Source organism: Helicobacter pylori (genome assembly GCF_006440215.1).
Taxonomy (GTDB): Bacteria; Campylobacterota; Campylobacteria; order Campylobacterales; family Helicobacteraceae; genus Helicobacter; species Helicobacter pylori_CS.
The window spans coordinates 24,941-44,673 of record NZ_VEZH01000001.1 but is presented as its reverse complement, the minus strand read 5'-3'; the positions used below and the strand labels follow the sequence as shown (position 1 = coordinate 44,673).

The following is a 19,733-nucleotide window of genomic DNA, read 5'->3' as shown; positions in this document are numbered from 1 at the left end:
GTGGTATGGGATTTTTGAGCGGGTATTTTTTATGGGTTAAGGCTTTCCATGTGATAGCGGTCATTTCGTGGATGGCGGCGTTATTTTATTTGCCGCGCCTTTTTGTCTATCATGCAGAAAACGCGCATAAAAAAGAGTTTGTAGGAGTGGTTCAAATCCAAGAAAAAAAGCTTTATTCCTTTATCGCTTCACCGGCTATGGGTTTCACGCTTATTACAGGGATTTTAATGTTGTTGATAGAGCCTACGCTCTTTAAAAGTGGGGGTTGGTTGCATGCTAAATTGGCTTTAGTGGTTTTACTTTTAGCCTATCATTTTTATTGCAAAAAATGCATGCGCGAGCTAGAAAAAGACCCCACAAGAAGAAACGCAAGGTTTTATCGTGTGTTTAATGAGGCGCCAACGATTTTAATGATCCTCATTGTGATCTTAGTGGTTGTCAAGCCTTTTTAAAGACAAGCCATGAAAAAAGAAAAATCATGAAGAAAGAAAAGCACCTCAAGCAAGAAAAAATCATCAACATGTTTGATGATATAGCCAGCTCTTACGATCAAGCCAACCGCTTGATGAGTTTTGGTTTAGACGTTAAATGGCGAGAAAGGGCTTGCGAGCATGCGTTTTTGTTTTTAGAAAACAAGAAAGCGTTAAGGCTTGTGGATGTGGCATGCGGGACGGGGGATATGCTTGTCGCTTGGCAAAAAAGCGCTTTAAATTGTGCTATAGAGTTTAAGGAATGTTTGGGGATTGACCCCTCTAACAACATGCTTGAATTAGCCATTAAAAAATGTGAAGAGCTTGAAAACAAAATTTCTTTCATCCAAGCTCAAGCCAAAGATTTAAAAGGCGTTGAAAATAACAGCGTGGATATTCTCTCCATTGCGTATGGCTTGCGTAATATCGTGGAAAGACAAGAGGCCTTAAAAGAGTTTTTTAGGGTGTTAAAGCCTAGGGGTGTTTTAGTGATTTTAGAATTTTTAAAAAAGGACAACCCCACATGGCTGGATAAAATCTCAGGGTTTTACACGAATAAGGTTTTGCCTTTAGTGGGAGGGGCTATCAGTAAGAATTATGGTGCTTATTCTTATTTACCGCAATCCATTGAGGGGTTTTTGAGTTTAGAGGGTTTGAAGCATGAATTAAAAAACGCAGGGTTTGAGATTTTAAGGACTGAAGATTCTATCGCTCAAATTTCAACGACCATGCTTGTTAAAAAAAGCTAAAGGAATGTTATGCAAGATGAATTATTTGAAACCGAAAAAGCCCCCCCAAAAAACACTAGAAACGCTAAAAACGCCCCTAAAAAAAGCTTTGAAGAGCATGTTCATTCCCTAGAGCGAGCCATAGATCGCTTGAATGATCCTAACTTGTCCTTAAAAGACGGGATGGATTTGTATAAAACGGCCATGCAAGAGTTGTTTTTGGCTCAAAAGCTTTTAGAAAACGCTTATTTGGAGTATGAAAAACTCCAAACGCCAGACAAAAAGGCTTAAAGGATGCGAGTGTTTGCTTTGCAATTAGAGTCTTTTAAAGAAAATCTCATGCAATCCTTATTCAACTCCATACCTAAGCAAAGCGTAATCGTGTTGCCTGAATACGTGATCAACCCCTTTTTCCACCATAACATGGGATTGGATGTGAATGAAATCAGCGCGCAGTCTGTGCGAGCGATAGAATTTTTGTCGCAAAAATGCGAAGAATTGGATTTGATCGTTTCAGCCCCGGTGCTTTTAGAAGAACATTCTAAAATCTATAAAAAAATCGCCCTCATTTCTAAAGAAAGCGTGAAGTATTACACGCAACAACGCTTAATCCCCTATCCTCACTGGGATGAAGAGAGCTTTTTTGACAATGAAAAAAGCGCTTTTAAAGAATTGCTCGTGTTTGAAAGAGACGGCTTGAAATTCGCTCCTTTGTTTGGCTTTGAAGTGCATTTTGATGAAATATGGGTTCAGGCTAAAAATCAGGGCGTGGATGTGGTGCTTTTAAGCAGCGTGGCCACTTTTGAATCCAATGAAAGGTGGCGGCTTTTGTGCCAGATGCGCGCTTTTTGCGCTTCTTGCGTGGTGGTTAGGGCTAATAGAATCGGAGCGTATCGCCAAATCATTGTAGAAGAAGATCAGAAAAACGAATTTTTGTGGAAATTTTATGGGGATAGTTTTGTGGCCTTACCTAATGGCACCATTGAGGATTCTTTAGAGGGTAAAATGGGGGCTTTGAGCGCTCAAATAGATAAAAACGATATAGACGAATGGGCTAAATTGTGGCATTTTAGAACGATTAAAGAGGGTTGAATGATTGATAGAAAACTTTTATTGCAAGATTTTGATAAGGTGGCTCTTTCTTTAAAAAAGCGTAATAATGCGATGGATGATGGATTGGAGCGTTTGTGCGAAGTCATCACGCATTATAAAAATCAGCTCATTGAATTAGAAGGCTTGCAAGCCTTTCAAAACAAGGTTTCTAAAGAATTTGGTATCAAAATGGCTCAAAAAGTGGATACAAGCGATCTCAAAAAAGAGCTAGAAAACAATAAAATCAAATTGAATGAGCTTTCTAAAAGCGTGGGCGAATTGGAGCAACAAATTGATTTGAAGCTTTCCATAATCCCCAATCTGGTGGATGAAAAAACCCCTTTAGGCGCAAATGAAGAAGACAACATAGAAATTAAAAAAATCTTAACCCCAAGGGTTTTCACTTTCAAACCCAAAGAGCATTTTGAACTCGCTCAACAAAATGGCTGGATTGATTTTGAAAGCGGCGTGAAACTCGCCAAAAGCCGTTTTTCGGTCATCAGGGGTTTTGGGGCTAAAATTTATCGCGCGCTCATTCATTTAATGCTGGATTTTAATGAAAAAAATGGCTTTGAAATCATTTACACGCCGGCGTTAGTGAATGAAAAAATGCTTTTTGGGACCGGGCAATTACCCAAATTCAAAGAAGATGTTTTTAAAATAGAAAATGAAAATTTGTATTTGATCCCCACCGCTGAAGTAACGCTCACCAATCTATACAACGACACCATTATTAGCGTTGAAAACCTTCCCATTAAAATGACCGCGCACACGCCTTGTTTCAGGAGCGAAGCAGGGAGTGCGGGCAAGGACACAAGGGGGATGATAAGACAGCACCAATTTGATAAAGTAGAGCTTGTGGCTATCACGCACCCTAAAGAAAGCGATGTCATGCAAGAGTGCATGCTAGAGAGCGCGAGCGAAATTTTAAGGGCTTTGGAATTACCGCACCGGTTTGTGCAATTGTGCAGTGGGGATTTAGGCTTTAGTGCGAGCAACACGATAGATATTGAAGTGTGGCTGCCCGGACAAAATTGCTACCGAGAAATCAGCTCCGTTTCTAACACGAGGGATTTTCAAGCCAGGCGCGCCAAAATCCGCTTCAAAGAAAATCAAAAAAACCAATTAGTGCACACCTTAAACGGCTCTTCTTTGGCGGTAGGCAGGACGATGGTCGCTTTAATGGAAAACCACCAGCAAGCGGATGGGAGCATCCACATTCCTAAGGCGTTAGAAAAATACCTTTAAGGCTAGTTCGTGCTGAATGAAGAGCAAAATTCATTAGAAGAAAAAGGGGGCGAAAACAAAAACGAAAAAGAAACCCCCCTAAAGGGCATTCATTCTAAAATCCCCTCTTTGAAGCAGGCTTTGGAGCAGACGATTAATAAAATCAAAAGCTCTAAAGAGTTTTTTAAACAGATTTTACACAATAAAAAAAAGCTTTATATTGCGCTTGGAATATTGCTTTCACTCATCGCGCTCATTGTGGCTTTGAGTTTGTTACTAGGGCATAAAAAAGAAAATAAACAAACTTCTTTACAAACTAATACCGCCACCACCAATAACGAAACGCCTAACGACACCAACAACGCTAACAACGCACAAGCCGAAGGGCAAATAGAAAATTTAGACTTACCCGATTTAATCGGCAAGGACTCCCTCAAACGAAACGATGAAAATCAAGTGGATGCGATCATGAAAAAAGCGAGCCTTTTGTATGAGCAAGGGCAAAAAGATGAAGCCTTACACCTGTTTGACAAAGCCGCTTCTTTTTCGCAAGGGATTGCGAGCCATAATTTAGGGGTGATTAAGTTTAAGGAAAAGGATTTTAACGGGGCGTTGGATTTGTTTGATTCTAGCATCGCTTCTAAAGAAAACGCGAGCGTGAGCGCGATTGATGCGTTAGTGAGCGCTTATCATTTGCAAGATGAGGATTTGTATTATCATTATCTAAAAATTGTGAGAGACACTCTGTATAAAGACTATAAAAAGTCTTTTTACTCCTACGCTTACGCGCTCAAATCCTATTACGCTGGAGAGTATTTTGAAGCCCTTTCGCCTTTAATGCACCCTAATTCCAACGCCTTTTTAAAGCCTAACGCGCGCTTAGCGTCTAAATTGTTTTTGATGTTTAAAGATGAAACGAACGCTTACAAGCAATTACAAAAAAGCGCAAACGCCCAAGATGAGATTGCTTTAGGGCTTTTACAGGCGCGTTTGGGCCATTACAAGCAGGCTTTGGAGCATTTGCAGCATTATTTGCACAACTACCCTAAAGATTTAAACGCTTTGATGGCTTTGGAATTGGTGAGTCTGAAAAAAGGCGACACCCTTAAAGCGAGCGAAGCCTTAAAATTAGCCAGCCACACAAAAGAAGATAGTGCGCTAGCCAACTCTTTTTACCCCATCAAGCCCACTATCAACCCTGTTTTTTTGGACAAAGAAAGAGCCAAAGAGCGTTTTTGGAACACGCGATATTTTGAAGGCAAAAGGGATTTTATTTACCGCTTGCTATTTTATTACGCTCCTTTTAAGGTTTTAGACTCTAAAGAAACCTTAGGCGTGATTGAAGAGGGGCTGTTTCTTTTGGATTCTGAAGCGCAAAAGGATTTAGAGGGGGCAAGCCTTGCTTTTAAAAGGGGGCGTTTGATGGCGATAGCGGATAAAAACGCGCTCAAAGGGTTGAAAGCGTTAGAAAACAAGCGCTTAAAAAAAGCCCTTTCTTTTTTTGATTTATCTTTAAAAAACAGTCCCAATAACGCGCTCCTCCATTATAATACGGGCTTGATTTATGCGCAATTGGAAAATTACCACAAAGCTTATTTCCATTTTTTAAGGGCTTTTCATTTGAACTCTGCGGATTATTTGAGCGCGGTTTTTGCGATTTTAGCCTCGCATTTCACCCACGAAGACACCACGGAGTTTTTAAGAGAAATCACAGAGAATTTTTATAGTCAGGATTTTTCTAGCCCCACGCAAAAAGCTTTACTCTCTTCGCTCATCGCTTATTTGAATTACCGCACCAATTGGGATATGGAATGGCTCAAAAACGCCCCTAAAAAGCTCCCTTTTTATTACGCGCTAGAAGCGGTGTTCGCTAAAGAGAGCAAGGATAAAAAATTGATGGTGCAATCTTTTGGGAATTTGAAAAAAATGCTCCCTAAAGATCTCATCTCTAATATCTTTTATGAAATCGTCTCGTATTATGATGCGAGCATCCGGCATACTTTAAGCATTTACACCCTTTTAGATTCGCGTAAAATCAGCTGGGATCAAACCATGCAAGGGCCCATTTTAGGGCGTCATTTCTACACCTATATGGGATTTATGGTCAATGATTTAGACCATCAAGAAAGATTATTAGAGCAAAAAATCGCCAGTTTAGAAGAGGGCGAAGCCCCTAACGATTGGTTAGAAAATTTAGCGCTAGTGAGTTTGTTTCAAGGCCAGTATGAAAAAGCGAGCGCGTTGTATCAAAACTTAATTAGCGATCTTAAGGATAATGAGACGCGTTTAAAAATCCTAGCGGGTTTAACCTATATCGCGCAAAGCAATTACAATAACGCCGCTTTATGGCTAGAGCTTGGAAAGCTAGATGATCCTAATAATGAAAATATCCGTTACGCTTTAGGGTTGTTGTATCAAAGAAAAGGGGACTTGAAATCAGCGCTAAACCATTTTTTAGCCATTAAAACCTCTGATTTTTCTTCGCCTTATTTTGATTTTGAAATTGATGCTAACCTTTTAAAAGAGCGTTTGGACCAAGAAAAAAAGGGCGGGTTTTTAGAATAATGGATTTTGAAAAAAGCATTTTAGACAATTTAAACGGAGCGCAAAAAATCGCTGCAAGCCACATTCAAGGGCCTTTGCTGATTTTAGCGGGAGCTGGGAGCGGTAAGACTAAGACTTTAACGAGCCGTTTAGCGTATTTGATTGGCGCTTGTGGCGTGCCTAGCGAAAACACTTTAACGCTCACTTTCACCAATAAAGCGAGCAAAGAAATGCAAGAAAGGGCTTTGAAATTGTTGAAAAACCAAGCCCTTATCCCCCCCTTGCTTTGCACTTTCCATCGTTTTGGTTTGCTGTTTTTAAGGCAACACATGAACCTTTTAAAAAGAGCGTGCGATTTTTCGGTGCTAGATAGCGATGAAGTCAAAACGCTGTGCAAACAGCTCAAAATTTCAAGCTTTAGAGCCAGTATTTCTCAAATCAAAAACGGCATGATGGATTTGAGCATGCAAGATAGCGAATGTTATAAAGCGTATGAGCTTTATCAAAACGCGCTTAAAAAAGACAATTTAGTGGATTTTGACGATTTGCTTTTGTTAAGCCTTAAGATTTTACAAGATAATGAAAAACTCGCCAAAGAGATTAGCGAGCGCTATTATTACATTATGGTAGATGAGTATCAAGACACCAACGCCCTGCAATTAGAATTTTTAAAACAATTGAGTTGCGCGCACCATAATTTGTGCGTGGTGGGCGATGACGATCAGAGCATTTATGGTTTTAGGGGGGCTGATATTTCTAACATTTTAAATTTTTCCAAGCATTTTAAAGGGGCTAAGGTGGTGAAATTAGAGACCAACTACCGCTCCAGCGCTGAAATCTTAGCGTGCGCTAATTCTTTGATTAGCCATAACCAACACCGCCACATTAAAACGCTTCAAAGTTTCAAAGGCTCGCATAAAAGCGTGGTTTGTAAGGAATATTTGACGCAAAAAGAAGAGAGCTTGGATGTGGCTTATCAAATCAAAGCCCTTTTAAAGAAGGGCGAGAATTTAGAAAATATCGCTATTTTGTACCGCTTAAACGGGCTTAGCCGCAGCATTGAAGAGAGCTTGAACGCTTTGAATATCCCTTATAGGCTTATTGGGGCGGTGAGTTTCTATGAAAGAGCCGAGATTAAAGACGCTTTGGCGTTCATGCATGTAGTGGCGAAAAAAGACGATCGCTTTTTTATTAAGCGCGTTTTAAACAAGCCCCCAAGAGGCCTTGGCAAGATCACTCAAGAATGGATTTTTTCTCTTTTAGATGAAGAGGGTTTGAATTTAGAAGAGGCGTTAAAACTTGGGGCGTTTAAAGACAAACTCAACCCCAAAAACGAATACGCTTTAAAGAAATTCACCGCCATGATAGGGCGTTTGAGGGAGGCTTTTGAAATTTCAGTAGAGAAGTTTTGCGAGCGGTTTTTAGAAGAAACCAACCTTTTAAAAAGCTATGAAAAAGAAGACAATTACGAAGAAAGAGAGGGCTTTGTTAAAGAGCTTTTAAGTTTAGTGAAAGAGCATTTTAAAACGAACCCCACGCATTCTTTACTGGATTTTTTGAATGAAAGCGTGTTAGATGTTCATAATACAGAAAACGCGCAAAAAGTGAGTTGCATGAGCGTACATATGAGTAAGGGGTTAGAGTTTAAGCATGTGTTTGTGATCGGATTAGAAGAAGGGTTTTTCCCGCATAGGGGATTCAATCAAGAAAGCGATTTGGAAGAAGAAAGGCGCTTGGCTTATGTGGCAATCACTAGGGCTAAAGAAGAATTACAACTTTCTTATGTCAAAGAGCGTTCGTATTTTGGGAGGAAAATTTCTTGCTCGCCCTCGGTGTTTTTAGAAGAAGCCCAGTTGCTTAAAAGCGATCAAGCCCCTAAACAAAATCACCAAAAAGATACGCCCATTAAAGTGGGGGATTTGATCAAACATAAGATTTTTGGCACCGGTAGGGTTTTAGGCGTGGAAAAAGGCTTGAGCGGTTTGTGCTTGAAAATCAATTGCGGAGGGAATGTCTATGATAAAATCTCAGAAAAATTTGTAGAAAAAGTGGATAACGAGTTTTGAAAATTTTAACCCTTTTTTTGATAGGTTTAAACGCATTGTTTGCCCTAGATTTAAATACGCTTAAAACAGGGATTAAAGAAACTTACCTCAAAGAATACCAAGACTTAAAATTAGAAATTGAAACCATTAATTTAGAAATCCCAGAGCGCTTTTCTCACACTCCCATTTTAAGCTATGCATTAAACGCTTCTAACAAGCTTAAAAAAGATGGGGTCGTGTTTTTAAGATTGGAAAATGAGCCTAATTTACGCCTACCGGTGCGTTATAGCGTGATAGGCAGCATGCAGGCTTTTAAAAGCATAAGCGCGATTAAAAAAGACGAGAACATCACCGCTGACAACACTCAAAAAGAGCGCGTTTTGTTTGGCGCGCTTTCTAACCCCCTATTAGAGGGCGCGATTAATAAAGTGAGCGCGAAAAATTTTATCCCCCCTAACACGCTTTTAAGCGCGGATAAAACCCAAGCCTTAATCATCGTGCGTAAAAACGACATCATCACCGGGGTGTATGAAGAGGGGCAAATCAGCATAGAAATAAGCCTAAAAGCCCTAGAAAATGGCGCGCTCAATCAAATCATTCAAGCGAAAAATTTAGAAAGCAATAAAATACTGAAAGCAAAAGTGTTGAGCAGCTCTAAAGCGCAAATCTTATAAAGGACATTCATGAAATTGGTTTTAGGCATCAGTGGGGCGAGCGGGATACCCCTAGCCTTGCGGTTTTTAGAAAAATTACCCAAAGAAATTGAAGTTTTTGTCGTGGCGTCTAAAAACGCGCATGTCGTAGCGTTAGAAGAATCCAATATCAACCTTAAAAACGCCATGAAAGATTTACGGCCTAGTGGTACTTTTTTTAACGAGCAAGACATCCATGCGAGCATCGCTTCAGGGAGTTATGGCATCCATAAAATGGCGATCATTCCAGCGAGCATGGACATGGTGGCTAAAATCGCGCATGGCTTTGGAGGGGATTTGATTTCTAGGAGCGCCTCTGTCATGCTTAAAGAAGGACGCCCCTTACTCATTGCCCCTAGAGAAATGCCTTTAAGCGCTATCATGTTGGAAAATTTGCTCAAACTCGCCCAATCTAATGCAATCGTTGCACCGCCGGTGATGACTTATTACACCCAGAGCAAGACTTTAGAAGCGATGCAAGATTTTTTAGTGGGGAAGTGGTTTGACAGCTTGGGGATAGAAAATGACTTATATCCCCGATGGGGAATGAACTGATGCAAAAAATCGGCATTTATCCGGGCACTTTTGATCCGGTCACTAACGGGCATATAGACATCATCTACCGATCCAGCGAATTGTTTGAAAAGCTCATTGTCGCTGTGGCGCATTCAAGCGCTAAAAACCCCATGTTCAGTTTAAAAGAACGCCTAGAGATGATGCAACTCTCTACCCAAAAATTTGAGAATGTAGAATGCGTGGCGTTTGAAGGGCTATTGGCTAATCTGGCTAAAGAATATCATTGTAAGGTGCTAGTTAGGGGCTTAAGGGTGGTGAGCGATTTTGAATACGAATTGCAAATGGGCTATGCGAACAAATCCTTAAACCACGAATTAGAAACCTTGTATTTCATGCCCACTTTACAAAACGCTTTCATAAGCTCTTCTATCGTGCGATCCATTATCGCGCATAAGGGCGATGCGAGCCATTTAGTGCCTAAAGAAATTTACCCTTTGATTTCAAAGGTTTAAAATGTATGTGGTGTTAGAAGGCGTTGATGGCGTGGGCAAAAGCACTCAAGTAGGATTATTAAAAGCTAGGTTTAAAAACGCCCTTTTTACCAAAGAGCCAGGGGGGACAAAAATAGGCGAAAGTTTAAGGCGTATCGCTTTAAATGAAAACATCAGCGAATTAGCTAGAGCGTTTTTATTTTTAAGCGATAGGGCTGAGCATGTAGAAAGCGTGATAAAACCGGCATTGAAAGAAAAAAAGCTCATCATTAGCGACAGGAGTTTGATTTCTGGCATGGCTTATAGCCAATTTTCAAGCTTAGAATTAAACCTTCTTGCTACTCAAAGCGTCTTGCCTGAAAAAATCATTCTTTTACTCATAGATAAAGAGGGTTTAAAACAGCGCTTAAGCCTTAAAAGTTTGGACAAAATAGAAAACCAAGGCACAGAAACATTACTCACAATCCAGCAAAAACTCAAAACTCACGCTTATGCGTTAAAAGAAAAATTCGGGTGCGAAGTTTTGGAATTAGACGCTCAAAAAAGCGCTAAAAACTTACACGATCAAATCGCCAACTTTATTGAATGCGTTGTTTAACTTGTTTAAAGCTTTCTTTTAAGCCCCTTTGCCCGAATTGCTTAAACGATTTGCCCTTAAGCTTAAAGGTAAGGGTTTTAGAGGGCGTGAGCGTGTATAGTTTTTACGCTTATAGCGAAATAGAAGAACTCATTAAAAGCAAATACGCGCTGATTGGCTCTCGCATTTTGCCCTTGCTTTCTCAAAAAGCCGGCAAAGAATTTGTGAGAATCTTACAAGAAAAGGGCTTGAATATTCCCCTTTATGGCATCGCCATTGATGATAAAATCAAATCCTTTTACTCGCATTCAGCCGCGCTTTTAAAAGGCTTTTGTCAAGGCAATTTAAAGCCCACTTATGGGCGTTTAAGGGCTAATAATACTATTTCGTATGCTGGGAAAAGCCTGGAATTTCGCACCAATAACCCACGGGATTTCACCTTCAAAGGCGATGAAACTTTAGATTATTTTTTATTAGATGACATTATCACCACCGGCACCACCCTAAAGGAAGCCCTAAAATACCTTAAAACCCTAAACATCAAAGCGCACTTTGCAATCGCGCTTTGCAGCGCGGATGAATGAGTTATAATTTTATTTTTTAAAAGGATAAAACCATGCAAGCTTTTTCTTTAGAAGATGATGTTGATGACTATGTCAAAAAAGAATTGACAAATTTAGGGCTTATGAAAAATAAGGATTTTAATGTTAAAAGCCAAATGAGTTCTAGCCTTAAAAACGCCCTTTTGAATGCGAGTAAAACTAAAGATAAAAAATCTTTTGGCGAGCCAGATTTTAGCTTAGAAAAATACACGCACCCTAAAAATAAAGAGAGCGTTATCCCTATAATCATAGAAAACAAACTCCACGCTAAAAATTTAAAAAAGCTTAAAAACGGTGCGCTGCAAAACGATGATCATTCCATTTCAAAATTCGCCGTGAATGGGGCTTTACACTATGCTCAAAATATCCTAAGAAACAAAGAAAAATATAAAGAATGTATCGCCATAGGCATAGCCGGCGATGATGAAAAAAACCTTGATATAGAAGTGTATTATGTTTTTGCAAGTGGGATCAATTCGCACAAACTCACTAACGCTAAAACCCTGCATTTTTTAGAAAATCAAGAATCGTTTAACGCTTTTTATAAAGAATGCGCACTCACTGAAGAAGAAAAGCATTCCATCTTAATCAAAACCAAAGCCGATCTAAACGAAACCACTAAAAAACTCAACCGCCTTATGCATAGCCATAACATCACCGTGCATCAGCGCGTGCTATACGTGAGCGGCATGCTTTTATCCATGCAAGAAATTAAGGGCAAAAAAGGGGGCTTAAAACCAAGCGATTTAAAAGGCGAAATAACCGATACTAGCCGTGATGGCGTTTTAGTGTTTAACCAAATCAGCGAATTTTTGAAAACCAAAAACTTGAGCGAAGAAAAACGGGATCTAATGCTCGCTAGTTTTAAAGAAATCAGTAAAGACCCGCAGCGTGATAAAGAAACGAGCCTTCATAAATCCATAAGCATGCTTTTAGAAAAAGATTCAAGCATCACTAAGCAAATTTTTACTTTTCTTTATGAATTTGTCCATAAGCCCATTAATGAAAGCGATAATACCGGTCATTTAGACATCATGGGCGAACTTTATAGCGAATTTTTAAAATACGCTTTAGGGGATGGTAAGGAATTAGGCATTGTTTTAACCCCGCCTTATGTAACTAAAATGATGAGCGAGCTTTTAGGGGTTAATGCAAAGTCTTTTGTGATGGATTTGGCCGCAGGGAGCGCGGGCTTTTTAATTTCTTCTATGGTGCTAATGATTGAAGACATTGAAAAAACCTATGGTAAAAACACCACTATAGCGAACGAAAAAATAAAAAGCATGAAAACCACGCAACTTTTAGGCGTGGAGCTTAACGCTGAAATGTTTTCGCTAGCCACCACTAACATGATTTTAAGAGGCGATGGTTCAAGCTTGATCATCAAAGGCAACACTTTTGAAACCAATAAAAAGATTTATGAAGATTTTAAACCCAATATCCTTTTATTAAACCCTCCTTTTAGCTACGAAGAAAACGGCATGCCTTTTATCAAGTTTGGATTAGAATATATGCAAAAAGGTGCTTTAGGAGCGATCATTATCCAAGATAGCGCAGGGAGCGGGCAAGCTTTAAAATCCAATGTTGGAATTTTAAAAAAACATTCGCTTTTAGCGAGCATTAAAATGCCCACCGATTTATTCATGCCTCAAGCCGGAGTGCAAACAAGCGTTTATATTTTTAAAGCCCATGAGCCACACGATTATGAAAAGCCCGTTAAATTCATAGACTTTAGAAACGATGGCTTCAAACGCACCAAAAGAGGCTTAAATGAAATCTCTAACCCTACCAAACGCTACGAAGAAATCATTAAAATTTACAAAGCCGGCTTAAACGCTCAAGTTTCTAAAGAGCTGTGGGGCGATTTAGAAACAATCTATATTGAAGATTTTATCGCTAAACCGCATGAAAACAAGCATGCTAAAGACTTTAATTTTGAAGCCCACCAAAAGAATGAGACTAAACCCGCATTAGAGGATTTTAAAAGAACGATAGCCGATTACCTTTCTTATGAAGTGGGCTTGATTTTAAAAAACCAAACGCCCCCAAAGTGATTGGCCCCCTTAGTAGTCAACTCAACGCTATTAAGTGGGGCGAGTTCAAATTAGGGGATTTGTTTGAAGCGAGTAACGGTGATTTTGACATTCAAAAACGCCACATCAACCATAAGGGCGAATTTGTCATCACTGCAGGGCTTAGCAATAATGGCGTTTTAGGGCAAAGCGATATAAAAGCAAAAGTTTTTGAAAGCCATACCATTACGATTGACATGTTTGGTTGCGCGTTTTATCGCAGTTTTCCTTATAAAATGGTAACACATGCTAGGGTATTTTCTCTCAAACCTAAATTTGAAATCAACCATAAAATCGGCTTGTTTCTATCCACGCTATTTTTTGGTTACCCTAAAAAATTCGGCTATGAAAACATGTGTTCATGGGCAAAAATTAAAAACGATAAAGCCATTCTACCCCTAAAACCCACCGCTAAAACTCAAACCCTTGAGGATATTGATTTTCATTTCATGGAAAAATTCATAGCCGAACTTGAGCAGTGTCGGCTCGCCGAACTTGAGCAGTGTCGGCTCGCCGAACTTGAGGCTTATTTAAAAGCTACAGGGCTATCAAACACCACCCTTTCTAACAATGAAGAAAACGCCCTTAATGCTTTCAATGGCAAAAATTCTGGGGGGGGGGGGGTAATACCCCATGCGGCTTGACATGGAAAAGCTTCAGATTAGGGGATTTGTTTGAAGTGTTGTCAAGTAAGAAAATTTATCATGCCAACACGATAAAAATCCATGACACACAAATAGAAAGCAGCTACCCTTATGTCGTGCGCGCTGCAACTAACAATGGTATAAAAGGCTTTATTATAGATGACCCTACATTTACTAATGAAAAAAATACCCTTTCGTTCGCGCAAGACACTTTCACCGTGTTTTATCAAAAACAACCTTATTTTACAGGCAATAAGGTTAAAATTTTAAAACCAAAATTTGCTTTCAAAAGCCCTAAAATTTTACATTTTATAAGCGCGATTTTACAATTTATTTTAAAACCCTTGACTTGGGGGCTAGGCTCTACAACAGAAAGTATTGCGGAGTTTAAAATTTCTTTACCCCTAAAACCCACCGCTAAAACTCAAACCCTTGAGGATATTGATTTTAACTTCATGCACACCCTAATCAACGCCTTGATGAAATAAACCATTCAAGGCGTGGCTCAATACTGCGACGCTAAAATCCAAGCCACAAAAGAAGTTATTAACCAAGAAACACCCGTTCAAAAAGACTCGTTATTTTGAAAGAGATGAGGTCCAGCTTGTGTTACAATAAACTTAAAATTCGCTTGATTGAAGAGGGTTGAACCATGGAGCAGCCAGTCATTAAAGAGGGGACTTTAGCTTTAATTGATACTTTTGCGTATTTGTTTAGAAGCTATTACATGAGCGCTAAAAATAAGCCTTTAACCAACGATAAGGGCTTTCCTACAGGGCTTTTAACGGGGCTTGTGGGCATGGTTAAAAAATTTTATAAAGATAGAAAAAACATGCCTTTTATCGTGTTCGCTCTAGAAAGCCAGACTAAAACTAAAAGATCTGAAAAATTAGGCGAATACAAACAAAATCGTAAAGACGCCCCTAAAGAGATGCTTTTACAAATCCCTATCGCGTTAGAATGGTTGCAAAAAATGGGTTTTACTTGTGTGGAGATGAGCGGGTTTGAAGCTGATGATGTGATCGCAAGCCTGGCCACGCTAAGCCCTTATAAAACGCGCATTTATTCTAAAGATAAGGATTTTAACCAGCTTTTGAGCGATAAAATCGCGCTTTTTGATGGCAAAACGGAGTTTTTGGCGAAAGATTGCGTGGAAAAATACGGGATTTTGCCGAGTCAATTCACGGATTATCAGGGCATTGTGGGGGATAGCAGCGATAATTACAAGGGGGTTAAAGGCATTGGGAGCAAGAACGCTAAGGAATTGTTACAGCGATTAGGGAGTTTGGAAAAAATCTATGAAAATTTAGACTTGGCGAAAAATTTACTCAGCCCTAAAATGTATCAAGCCCTTATACAAGATAAAGAGAGCGCGTTTTTAAGCAAGGAATTAGCCACTTTAGAAAGAGGATGCATTAAAGAATTTGATTTTTCAAGTTGCGCTTTTCCTAGCGAAAACCCCTTATTGAAAATCAAAGATGAATTGAAAGAATATGGTTTTATTTCTACTTTAAGGGATTTAGAAAGTTCCCCTACGCCTTTAATTTTAGAAAATACACCCCTATTAGAAAATGCCCCTAAAAAATCACGCATGATCGTTTTAGAAAACACCGAGCCTTTGAGCGCGTTTTTAGAAAAGCTAGAAAAAACTAAGGCAAGGATTTTTGTGCGTTTGGTGCTAGATAAAGAAAAAAAAGTTCTAGCCCTAGCGTTTTTATATGAAGATCAAGGCTATTTTTTACCTTTAGAAGAGGCGTTATTTTCGCCCTTTTCTTTAGAGTTTTTGCAAAACGCTTTTTCTCAAATGTTACAGCATGCGTGTATCGTTGGGCATGATTTAAAGCCTTTATTGAGCTTTTTAAAAGCCAAATACCAGGTGCCTTTAGAAAACATTCGCATCCAAGACACTCAAATTTTAGCGTTTTTAAAAAATCCGGAAAAAGTGGGGTTTGATGAAGTTTTAAAGGAATATTTAAAAGAAGAATTAATCCCGCATGAAAAAATCAAAGATTTTAAAACAACAAGCAAGGCGGAGAAATTAGAGCTTTTAAGCGTGGAATTAAACGCTTTGAAGCGTTTGTGCGAGTATTTTGAAAAAGGGGGGCTAGAAGAGGGTTTGCTCGCTTTAGCTAGTGGAATTGAAACGCCGTTTGTGAAAGTTTTAATGGGCATGGAATTTCAAGGCTTTAAGATTGATGCGCCTTATTTCAAACGCTTAGAGCAGGAGTTTAAAGATGAATTAAAAGTTTTAGAGCACCAAATTCTGGATTCAATCGGCGTGGATTTTAACCTCAACTCCCCCAAGCAACTCAGCGAGATCTTGTATGAAAGATTAGAGCTTCCTAAAAATAAAAGCCGTTCTACTGATGAAAAAAGCTTGTTAAAAATCCTAGACAAGCACCCAAGCATCCCTTTGATTTTAGAATACAGAGAATTGAATAAGCTTTTTAACACTTACACCACCCCCTTATTGCGCCTAAAAGACAAAGACGATAAAATCCATACCACTTTCATCCAAACCGGCACAGCTACCGGGCGTTTAAGCTCGCATTCGCCTAATTTGCAAAATATCCCGGTGCGATCTTCTAAAGGCTTACTCATTCGTAAGGGCTTTATCGCTAGCTCTAAAGAATATTGTTTGCTAGGGGTGGATTATTCGCAGATTGAATTGCGCCTGTTAGCCCATTTTAGCCAGGATAAGGATTTAATGGAGGCGTTTTTAAAGGGGCGAGACATCCATTTAGAAACTTCTAAGGCGTTGTTTGGAGAAGAACTAGCCAAAGAAAAACGATCCATCGCTAAAAGCATTAATTTTGGGCTGGTGTATGGCATGGGGAGTAAGAAATTGAGCGAAACTTTAAACATCTCTTTAAGTGAGGCTAAAAGCTACATAGAGGCGTATTTCAAACGATTCCCTAGTATCAAAGATTATTTAAACCGCATGAAAGAAGAGATTTTAAAAACTTCTAAAGCTTTTACTTTGCTTGGGCGTTACCGGGTGTTTGATTTTAATGGCGTGAATGATTATGTCAAGGGCAATTATTTGCGAGAGGGCGTGAATGCGATTTTTCAAGGGAGCGCGAGCGATTTATTGAAATTAGGCATGCTCAAAGTGAGCGAGCGTTTCAAAAATAACCCTTCGGTGAGGCTGCTTTTGCAAGTGCATGACGAATTGATTTTTGAAATTGAAGAAAAAAACGCCCCAGAGTTGCAGCAAGAAATCCAACGCATTCTTAATGATGAGGTTTATCCTTTGAGGGTGCCGTTAGAAACAAGCGCGTTTGTGGCGAATCGTTGGAATGAACTAAAAGGTTAGTTTTTTAATTGAGTTTAAGAAAAAATATATTATTATTTCTTTATAAGTAATACTTAACCATGTTAAGCTAATATAATATAGAGCGATTATCAAAAAATAAAGGGAAAAGACTGAATGCTGAAAAGAATTATATTATTAGGGGCTTTGGGTGTTTTAGCGAGCGCTGAAGAGAGTGCGGCTTTTGTGGGAGTCAATTACCAGGTGAGCATGATACAAAATCAGACTAAAATGGTGAATGACAACGGCTTGCAAAAGCCTTTGATAAAGTTCCCGCCTTACGCAGGAGCGGGTTTTGAAGTGGGCTATAAGCAATTTTTTGGCAAGAAAAAATGGTTTGGTGCGCGTTATTATGGGTTTTTTGACTACGCGCACAACCGCTTTGGCGTGATGAAAAAGGGTATCCCGGTGGGCGAGAGCGGGTTTATTTACAATAGTTTTAGTTTTGGAGAGACGACTTTAACAGAAAGGGATTCCTATCAAGGGCAATATTATGTCAATCTATTCACTTATGGCGTGGGGTTAGATACGCTGTGGAATTTTGTGAATAAAGAAAACATGGTTTTTGGTTTTGTGGTAGGAATCCAATTAGCCGGGGATAGTTGGGCAACAAGCATCAGTAAAGAGATCGCTAATTATGTAAAACACCACAGCAATTCCAGTTACAGCCCGGCTAATTTCCAGTTTTTATGGAAATTTGGGATCCGCACCCATATCGCTAAACACAATAGCTTGGAATTAGGGATTAAAGTGCCTACGATCACGCACCGGCTTTTCTCCATCACCAACGAAAAGGGATACACCTTACAGGCTGATGTGCGTAGAGTTTATGCGTTTCAAATCAGTTACTTGAGGGATTTTTAACCCCTTTTTAGATACAATCACACCTAAACTATCCTTTAAAGGTGTGAAATGGCAGATTTAGAGAATTTAGACTGGAAAAATTTAGGCTTTAGCTACATTAAAACGGATTTTCGCTTCATCGCCACTTATAAAAACGGCTCTTGGTCGCAAGGCGAATTGGTTAGCGAAAATGTGTTACAACTCAGCGAAGGCTCGCCGGTCTTACACTACGGGCAGGCTTGTTTTGAAGGCTTGAAGGCTTACCGCTCTCAAAACGGGAAAGCTTTACTTTTTCGCCCTTTAGAAAACGCCAAACGCTTGCAAACTTCATGCGAAAGACTGCTCATGCCCAAAGTGAGCGAAGAGCTGTTTTTAAGGGCATGCGCTGAAGTGGTGGAAGCGAATCAAAAATGGCTCGCTCCTTATAAAAGCGGGGCGAGTTTGTATTTGCGCCCTTTTGTCATAGGCGTAGGGGATAATTTGGGGGTGAAGCCGGCCAGCGAATACCTTTTTATCGTGTTTTGTGTGCCTGTGGGGGCGTATTTTAAGGGGGGTATAGAAAAAGGATGGGCTAGGTTTATCACTACGGCGTTTGATAGGGCCGCGCCTAAAGGCACCGGTGGGGTGAAAGTGGGGGGGAATTATGCTGCAAGCCTGTTAGCCCACAAAATAGCCACAGAGCAAGGCTATGATGATTGCATTTATTTAGACCCTACCACGCACACTAAAATTGAAGAAGTGGGGGCGGCGAATTTTTTTGGCATCACGCATGATAATGCCTTTATCACCCCGCATTCGCCAAGCATTCTGCCAAGCATTACAAAAAAAAGCTTGATGGTTTTGGCTAAAGAATATTTGAACCTCAAAGTAGAAGAGAGGGAAATCCTAATGGATGAGTTGGGCGCGTTCAAAGAAGCTGGAGCGTGTGGGACAGCTGCGATCATTACGCCCATTAAAGAAATCGTGCACAATAACAAGTCTTATTTTTTTGAAGCACCGGGCAATACCACTAAACAACTCTATGATTTGCTTTTATCCATCCAACAAGGCGAACAAGAAGCCCCCAAAGATTGGATTTTTGAAGTTTGCTAAAAGGTTAAAATTTATAGCTGTATGCCGCATAAAATAAGGGCGAAGTCTCAAAGCGTCTAGAGCTAGAAAGCAATCTGGCGGTGGGTAAGATTTTAAACCCTAATTCAATGCGGTGTCTTAAAAAAAGCGTGAGCATGACCCCCCCATTAATCGCTAAGCCCCCTGAAACCACAGAATGTTTAAAAAACTTGAAATTTTGCTTGTCCGTATAAACGACTAAAGCCCCCCTAGCTCCTCCAAACGCCCCTAAATAATGCTTATAACTCCCTAAAGGAAATTCCATAATCACATCCAAACCCACCGCAAGCATGGTAAAAAAAGAGTTTGTAGGATCTTTATGGCTTTGGTAATTCACTTTTCCTGACCCAAGATCCCATGCAAAAACCCCCCTGATCCCGATGTATTTTTTAAAAAAACTCTGCACGCCGGTTTTTAAATTGAGCGTTGCAATCCAATCTTTCATTTCCTTGCCTTGATAGTCCTTAATGGCCTCTACAGCGCCAAACCCTCCTAAAAAATACCACCCGCTTTTTTTACGAGTGAGCTTTTGGCGGTTAATGATGCTTCTATAGAGCTTTTCATGGGCTTCTTGGTAATTTTTTTTAGGGGTTTTATCGTGCAAAATAGGCATGGCTTCAAGGGGCGGAATAACAAATCCCCCCATTAAGAAAACACCAAAAAAAATGATTTTTTTAAACATTTTAAAAATAATTAATCCTTTATTAAACGGAATGCTGTTTAACTTTTTGGTTTATCATTGTGTTAAAATAATCGTTTTAACAAAC

Annotated in this window: 17 protein-coding genes and 1 pseudogene; 17 read left to right on the top strand and 1 reads right to left on the bottom strand. The window is 39.6% G+C overall.

Annotation, left to right across the window (positions count from 1 at the left end):
- Window positions 1–5: 5 nt before the first annotated feature.
- The 17 genes and pseudogenes from hemJ (at window position 6) to ilvE (ending at window position 18,948) form a co-directional block, all read left to right on the top strand.
- Window positions 6–452 carry a protoporphyrinogen oxidase HemJ gene (hemJ, locus tag FIM44_RS00225; protein ID WP_000506520.1) on the top strand — a complete coding sequence of 149 codons (447 nt, stop codon included), beginning with the start codon at window positions 6–8 and terminating at the stop codon, window positions 450–452.
- A 26-nt stretch (window positions 453–478) separates the two neighbouring features.
- Window positions 479–1,219 carry a bifunctional demethylmenaquinone methyltransferase/2-methoxy-6-polyprenyl-1,4-benzoquinol methylase UbiE gene (ubiE, locus tag FIM44_RS00220; RefSeq protein ID WP_120845488.1) on the top strand — a complete coding sequence of 247 codons (741 nt, stop codon included), beginning with the start codon at window positions 479–481 and terminating at the stop codon, window positions 1,217–1,219.
- Window positions 1,220–1,228: 9 nt separating this feature from the next.
- Complete coding sequence (locus FIM44_RS00215) at window positions 1,229–1,489, top strand: exodeoxyribonuclease VII small subunit (protein ID WP_140578455.1); 261 nt, start codon at window positions 1,229–1,231, stop codon at window positions 1,487–1,489.
- A gap of 3 nt (window positions 1,490–1,492) precedes the next feature.
- Window positions 1,493–2,290, top strand: a complete 798-nt coding sequence (locus tag FIM44_RS00210; protein ID WP_140578453.1) for a carbon-nitrogen hydrolase family protein — start codon at window positions 1,493–1,495, stop codon at window positions 2,288–2,290.
- Window positions 2,291–3,538, top strand: coding sequence for a serine--tRNA ligase (gene serS / locus FIM44_RS00205; protein WP_140578451.1), 1,248 nt, complete (start codon window positions 2,291–2,293; stop codon window positions 3,536–3,538).
- A gap of 9 nt (window positions 3,539–3,547) precedes the next feature.
- A complete protein-coding gene (locus tag FIM44_RS00200; RefSeq protein WP_140578449.1) occupies window positions 3,548–6,082 on the top strand; it encodes a tetratricopeptide repeat protein in 2,535 nt (844 codons plus the stop codon).
- Window positions 6,082–8,127, top strand: coding sequence for a DNA helicase UvrD (gene uvrD / locus FIM44_RS00195; RefSeq protein WP_194148663.1), 2,046 nt, complete (start codon window positions 6,082–6,084; stop codon window positions 8,125–8,127). Before FIM44_RS00200 ends, uvrD begins: the two co-directional genes overlap by 1 nt.
- Entirely contained in the window at window positions 8,124–8,780 is a 657-nt protein-coding gene (gene flgA, locus FIM44_RS00190; RefSeq protein ID WP_140578445.1) for a flagellar basal body P-ring formation chaperone FlgA, read from the top strand. Before uvrD ends, flgA begins: the two co-directional genes overlap by 4 nt.
- A 9-nt stretch (window positions 8,781–8,789) precedes the next feature.
- On the top strand, window positions 8,790–9,353 hold the full coding sequence (locus FIM44_RS00185; protein WP_140578443.1) for a UbiX family flavin prenyltransferase: 564 nt from the start codon (window positions 8,790–8,792) through the stop codon (window positions 9,351–9,353).
- Window positions 9,353–9,826, top strand: coding sequence for a pantetheine-phosphate adenylyltransferase (gene coaD / locus FIM44_RS00180; RefSeq protein ID WP_140578729.1), 474 nt, complete (start codon window positions 9,353–9,355; stop codon window positions 9,824–9,826). The genes FIM44_RS00185 and coaD overlap by 1 nt, the downstream gene beginning before the upstream one ends.
- A 1-nt stretch (window position 9,827) precedes the next feature.
- Window positions 9,828–10,403, top strand: a complete 576-nt coding sequence (gene tmk, locus FIM44_RS00175) for a dTMP kinase (RefSeq protein ID WP_140578441.1) — start codon at window positions 9,828–9,830, stop codon at window positions 10,401–10,403.
- Window positions 10,391–10,966: a ComF family protein gene (locus FIM44_RS00170; RefSeq protein ID WP_140578439.1), complete on the top strand. Its 576-nt coding sequence runs from the start codon at window positions 10,391–10,393 to the stop codon at window positions 10,964–10,966. Before tmk ends, FIM44_RS00170 begins: the two co-directional genes overlap by 13 nt.
- A gap of 32 nt (window positions 10,967–10,998) precedes the next feature.
- Window positions 10,999–13,038, top strand: coding sequence for an HsdM family class I SAM-dependent methyltransferase (locus tag FIM44_RS00165; RefSeq protein WP_140578437.1), 2,040 nt, complete (start codon window positions 10,999–11,001; stop codon window positions 13,036–13,038).
- Window positions 13,035–14,287: pseudogene (locus FIM44_RS08895) on the top strand (restriction endonuclease subunit S). The gene FIM44_RS00165 and the pseudogene FIM44_RS08895 overlap by 4 nt, the downstream one beginning before the upstream one ends.
- 65 nt (window positions 14,288–14,352) lie before the next feature.
- Window positions 14,353–17,016: a DNA polymerase I gene (polA, locus tag FIM44_RS00155; protein WP_140578435.1), complete on the top strand. Its 2,664-nt coding sequence runs from the start codon at window positions 14,353–14,355 to the stop codon at window positions 17,014–17,016.
- Window positions 17,017–17,130: 114 nt separating this feature from the next.
- Window positions 17,131–17,877, top strand: coding sequence for an outer membrane protein (locus FIM44_RS00150; RefSeq protein ID WP_140578433.1), 747 nt, complete (start codon window positions 17,131–17,133; stop codon window positions 17,875–17,877).
- A gap of 48 nt (window positions 17,878–17,925) precedes the next feature.
- Window positions 17,926–18,948, top strand: a complete 1,023-nt coding sequence (gene ilvE / locus FIM44_RS00145) for a branched-chain-amino-acid transaminase (RefSeq protein WP_140578431.1) — start codon at window positions 17,926–17,928, stop codon at window positions 18,946–18,948.
- Between the two features lie 4 nt (window positions 18,949–18,952).
- Here ilvE and FIM44_RS00140 read toward each other — a convergent pair whose 3' ends face one another.
- Entirely contained in the window at window positions 18,953–19,648 is a 696-nt protein-coding gene (locus FIM44_RS00140; RefSeq protein WP_121104299.1) for an outer membrane protein, read from the bottom strand.
- Between the last annotated feature and the right edge of the window lie 85 nt (window positions 19,649–19,733).

Coding starts and splice junctions, on each gene's coding strand:
- FIM44_RS00165 (WP_140578437.1), top strand. CDS start 10,999: ATGCAAGCTTTTTCTTTAGAAGATGATGTTGATGACTATGTCAAAAAA.
- hemJ (WP_000506520.1), top strand. CDS start 6: ATGGGATTTTTGAGCGGGTATTTTTTATGGGTTAAGGCTTTCCATGTG.
- FIM44_RS00215 (WP_140578455.1), top strand. CDS start 1,229: ATGCAAGATGAATTATTTGAAACCGAAAAAGCCCCCCCAAAAAACACT.
- FIM44_RS00140 (WP_121104299.1), bottom strand. CDS start 19,648: ATGTTTAAAAAAATCATTTTTTTTGGTGTTTTCTTAATGGGGGGATTT.
- FIM44_RS00170 (WP_140578439.1), top strand. CDS start 10,391: ATGCGTTGTTTAACTTGTTTAAAGCTTTCTTTTAAGCCCCTTTGCCCG.
- ilvE (WP_140578431.1), top strand. CDS start 17,926: ATGGCAGATTTAGAGAATTTAGACTGGAAAAATTTAGGCTTTAGCTAC.
- uvrD (WP_194148663.1), top strand. CDS start 6,082: ATGGATTTTGAAAAAAGCATTTTAGACAATTTAAACGGAGCGCAAAAA.
- coaD (WP_140578729.1), top strand. CDS start 9,353: ATGCAAAAAATCGGCATTTATCCGGGCACTTTTGATCCGGTCACTAAC.
- FIM44_RS00185 (WP_140578443.1), top strand. CDS start 8,790: ATGAAATTGGTTTTAGGCATCAGTGGGGCGAGCGGGATACCCCTAGCC.
- FIM44_RS00210 (WP_140578453.1), top strand. CDS start 1,493: ATGCGAGTGTTTGCTTTGCAATTAGAGTCTTTTAAAGAAAATCTCATG.
- FIM44_RS00150 (WP_140578433.1), top strand. CDS start 17,131: ATGCTGAAAAGAATTATATTATTAGGGGCTTTGGGTGTTTTAGCGAGC.
- ubiE (WP_120845488.1), top strand. CDS start 479: ATGAAGAAAGAAAAGCACCTCAAGCAAGAAAAAATCATCAACATGTTT.
- tmk (WP_140578441.1), top strand. CDS start 9,828: ATGTATGTGGTGTTAGAAGGCGTTGATGGCGTGGGCAAAAGCACTCAA.
- polA (WP_140578435.1), top strand. CDS start 14,353: ATGGAGCAGCCAGTCATTAAAGAGGGGACTTTAGCTTTAATTGATACT.
- serS (WP_140578451.1), top strand. CDS start 2,291: ATGATTGATAGAAAACTTTTATTGCAAGATTTTGATAAGGTGGCTCTT.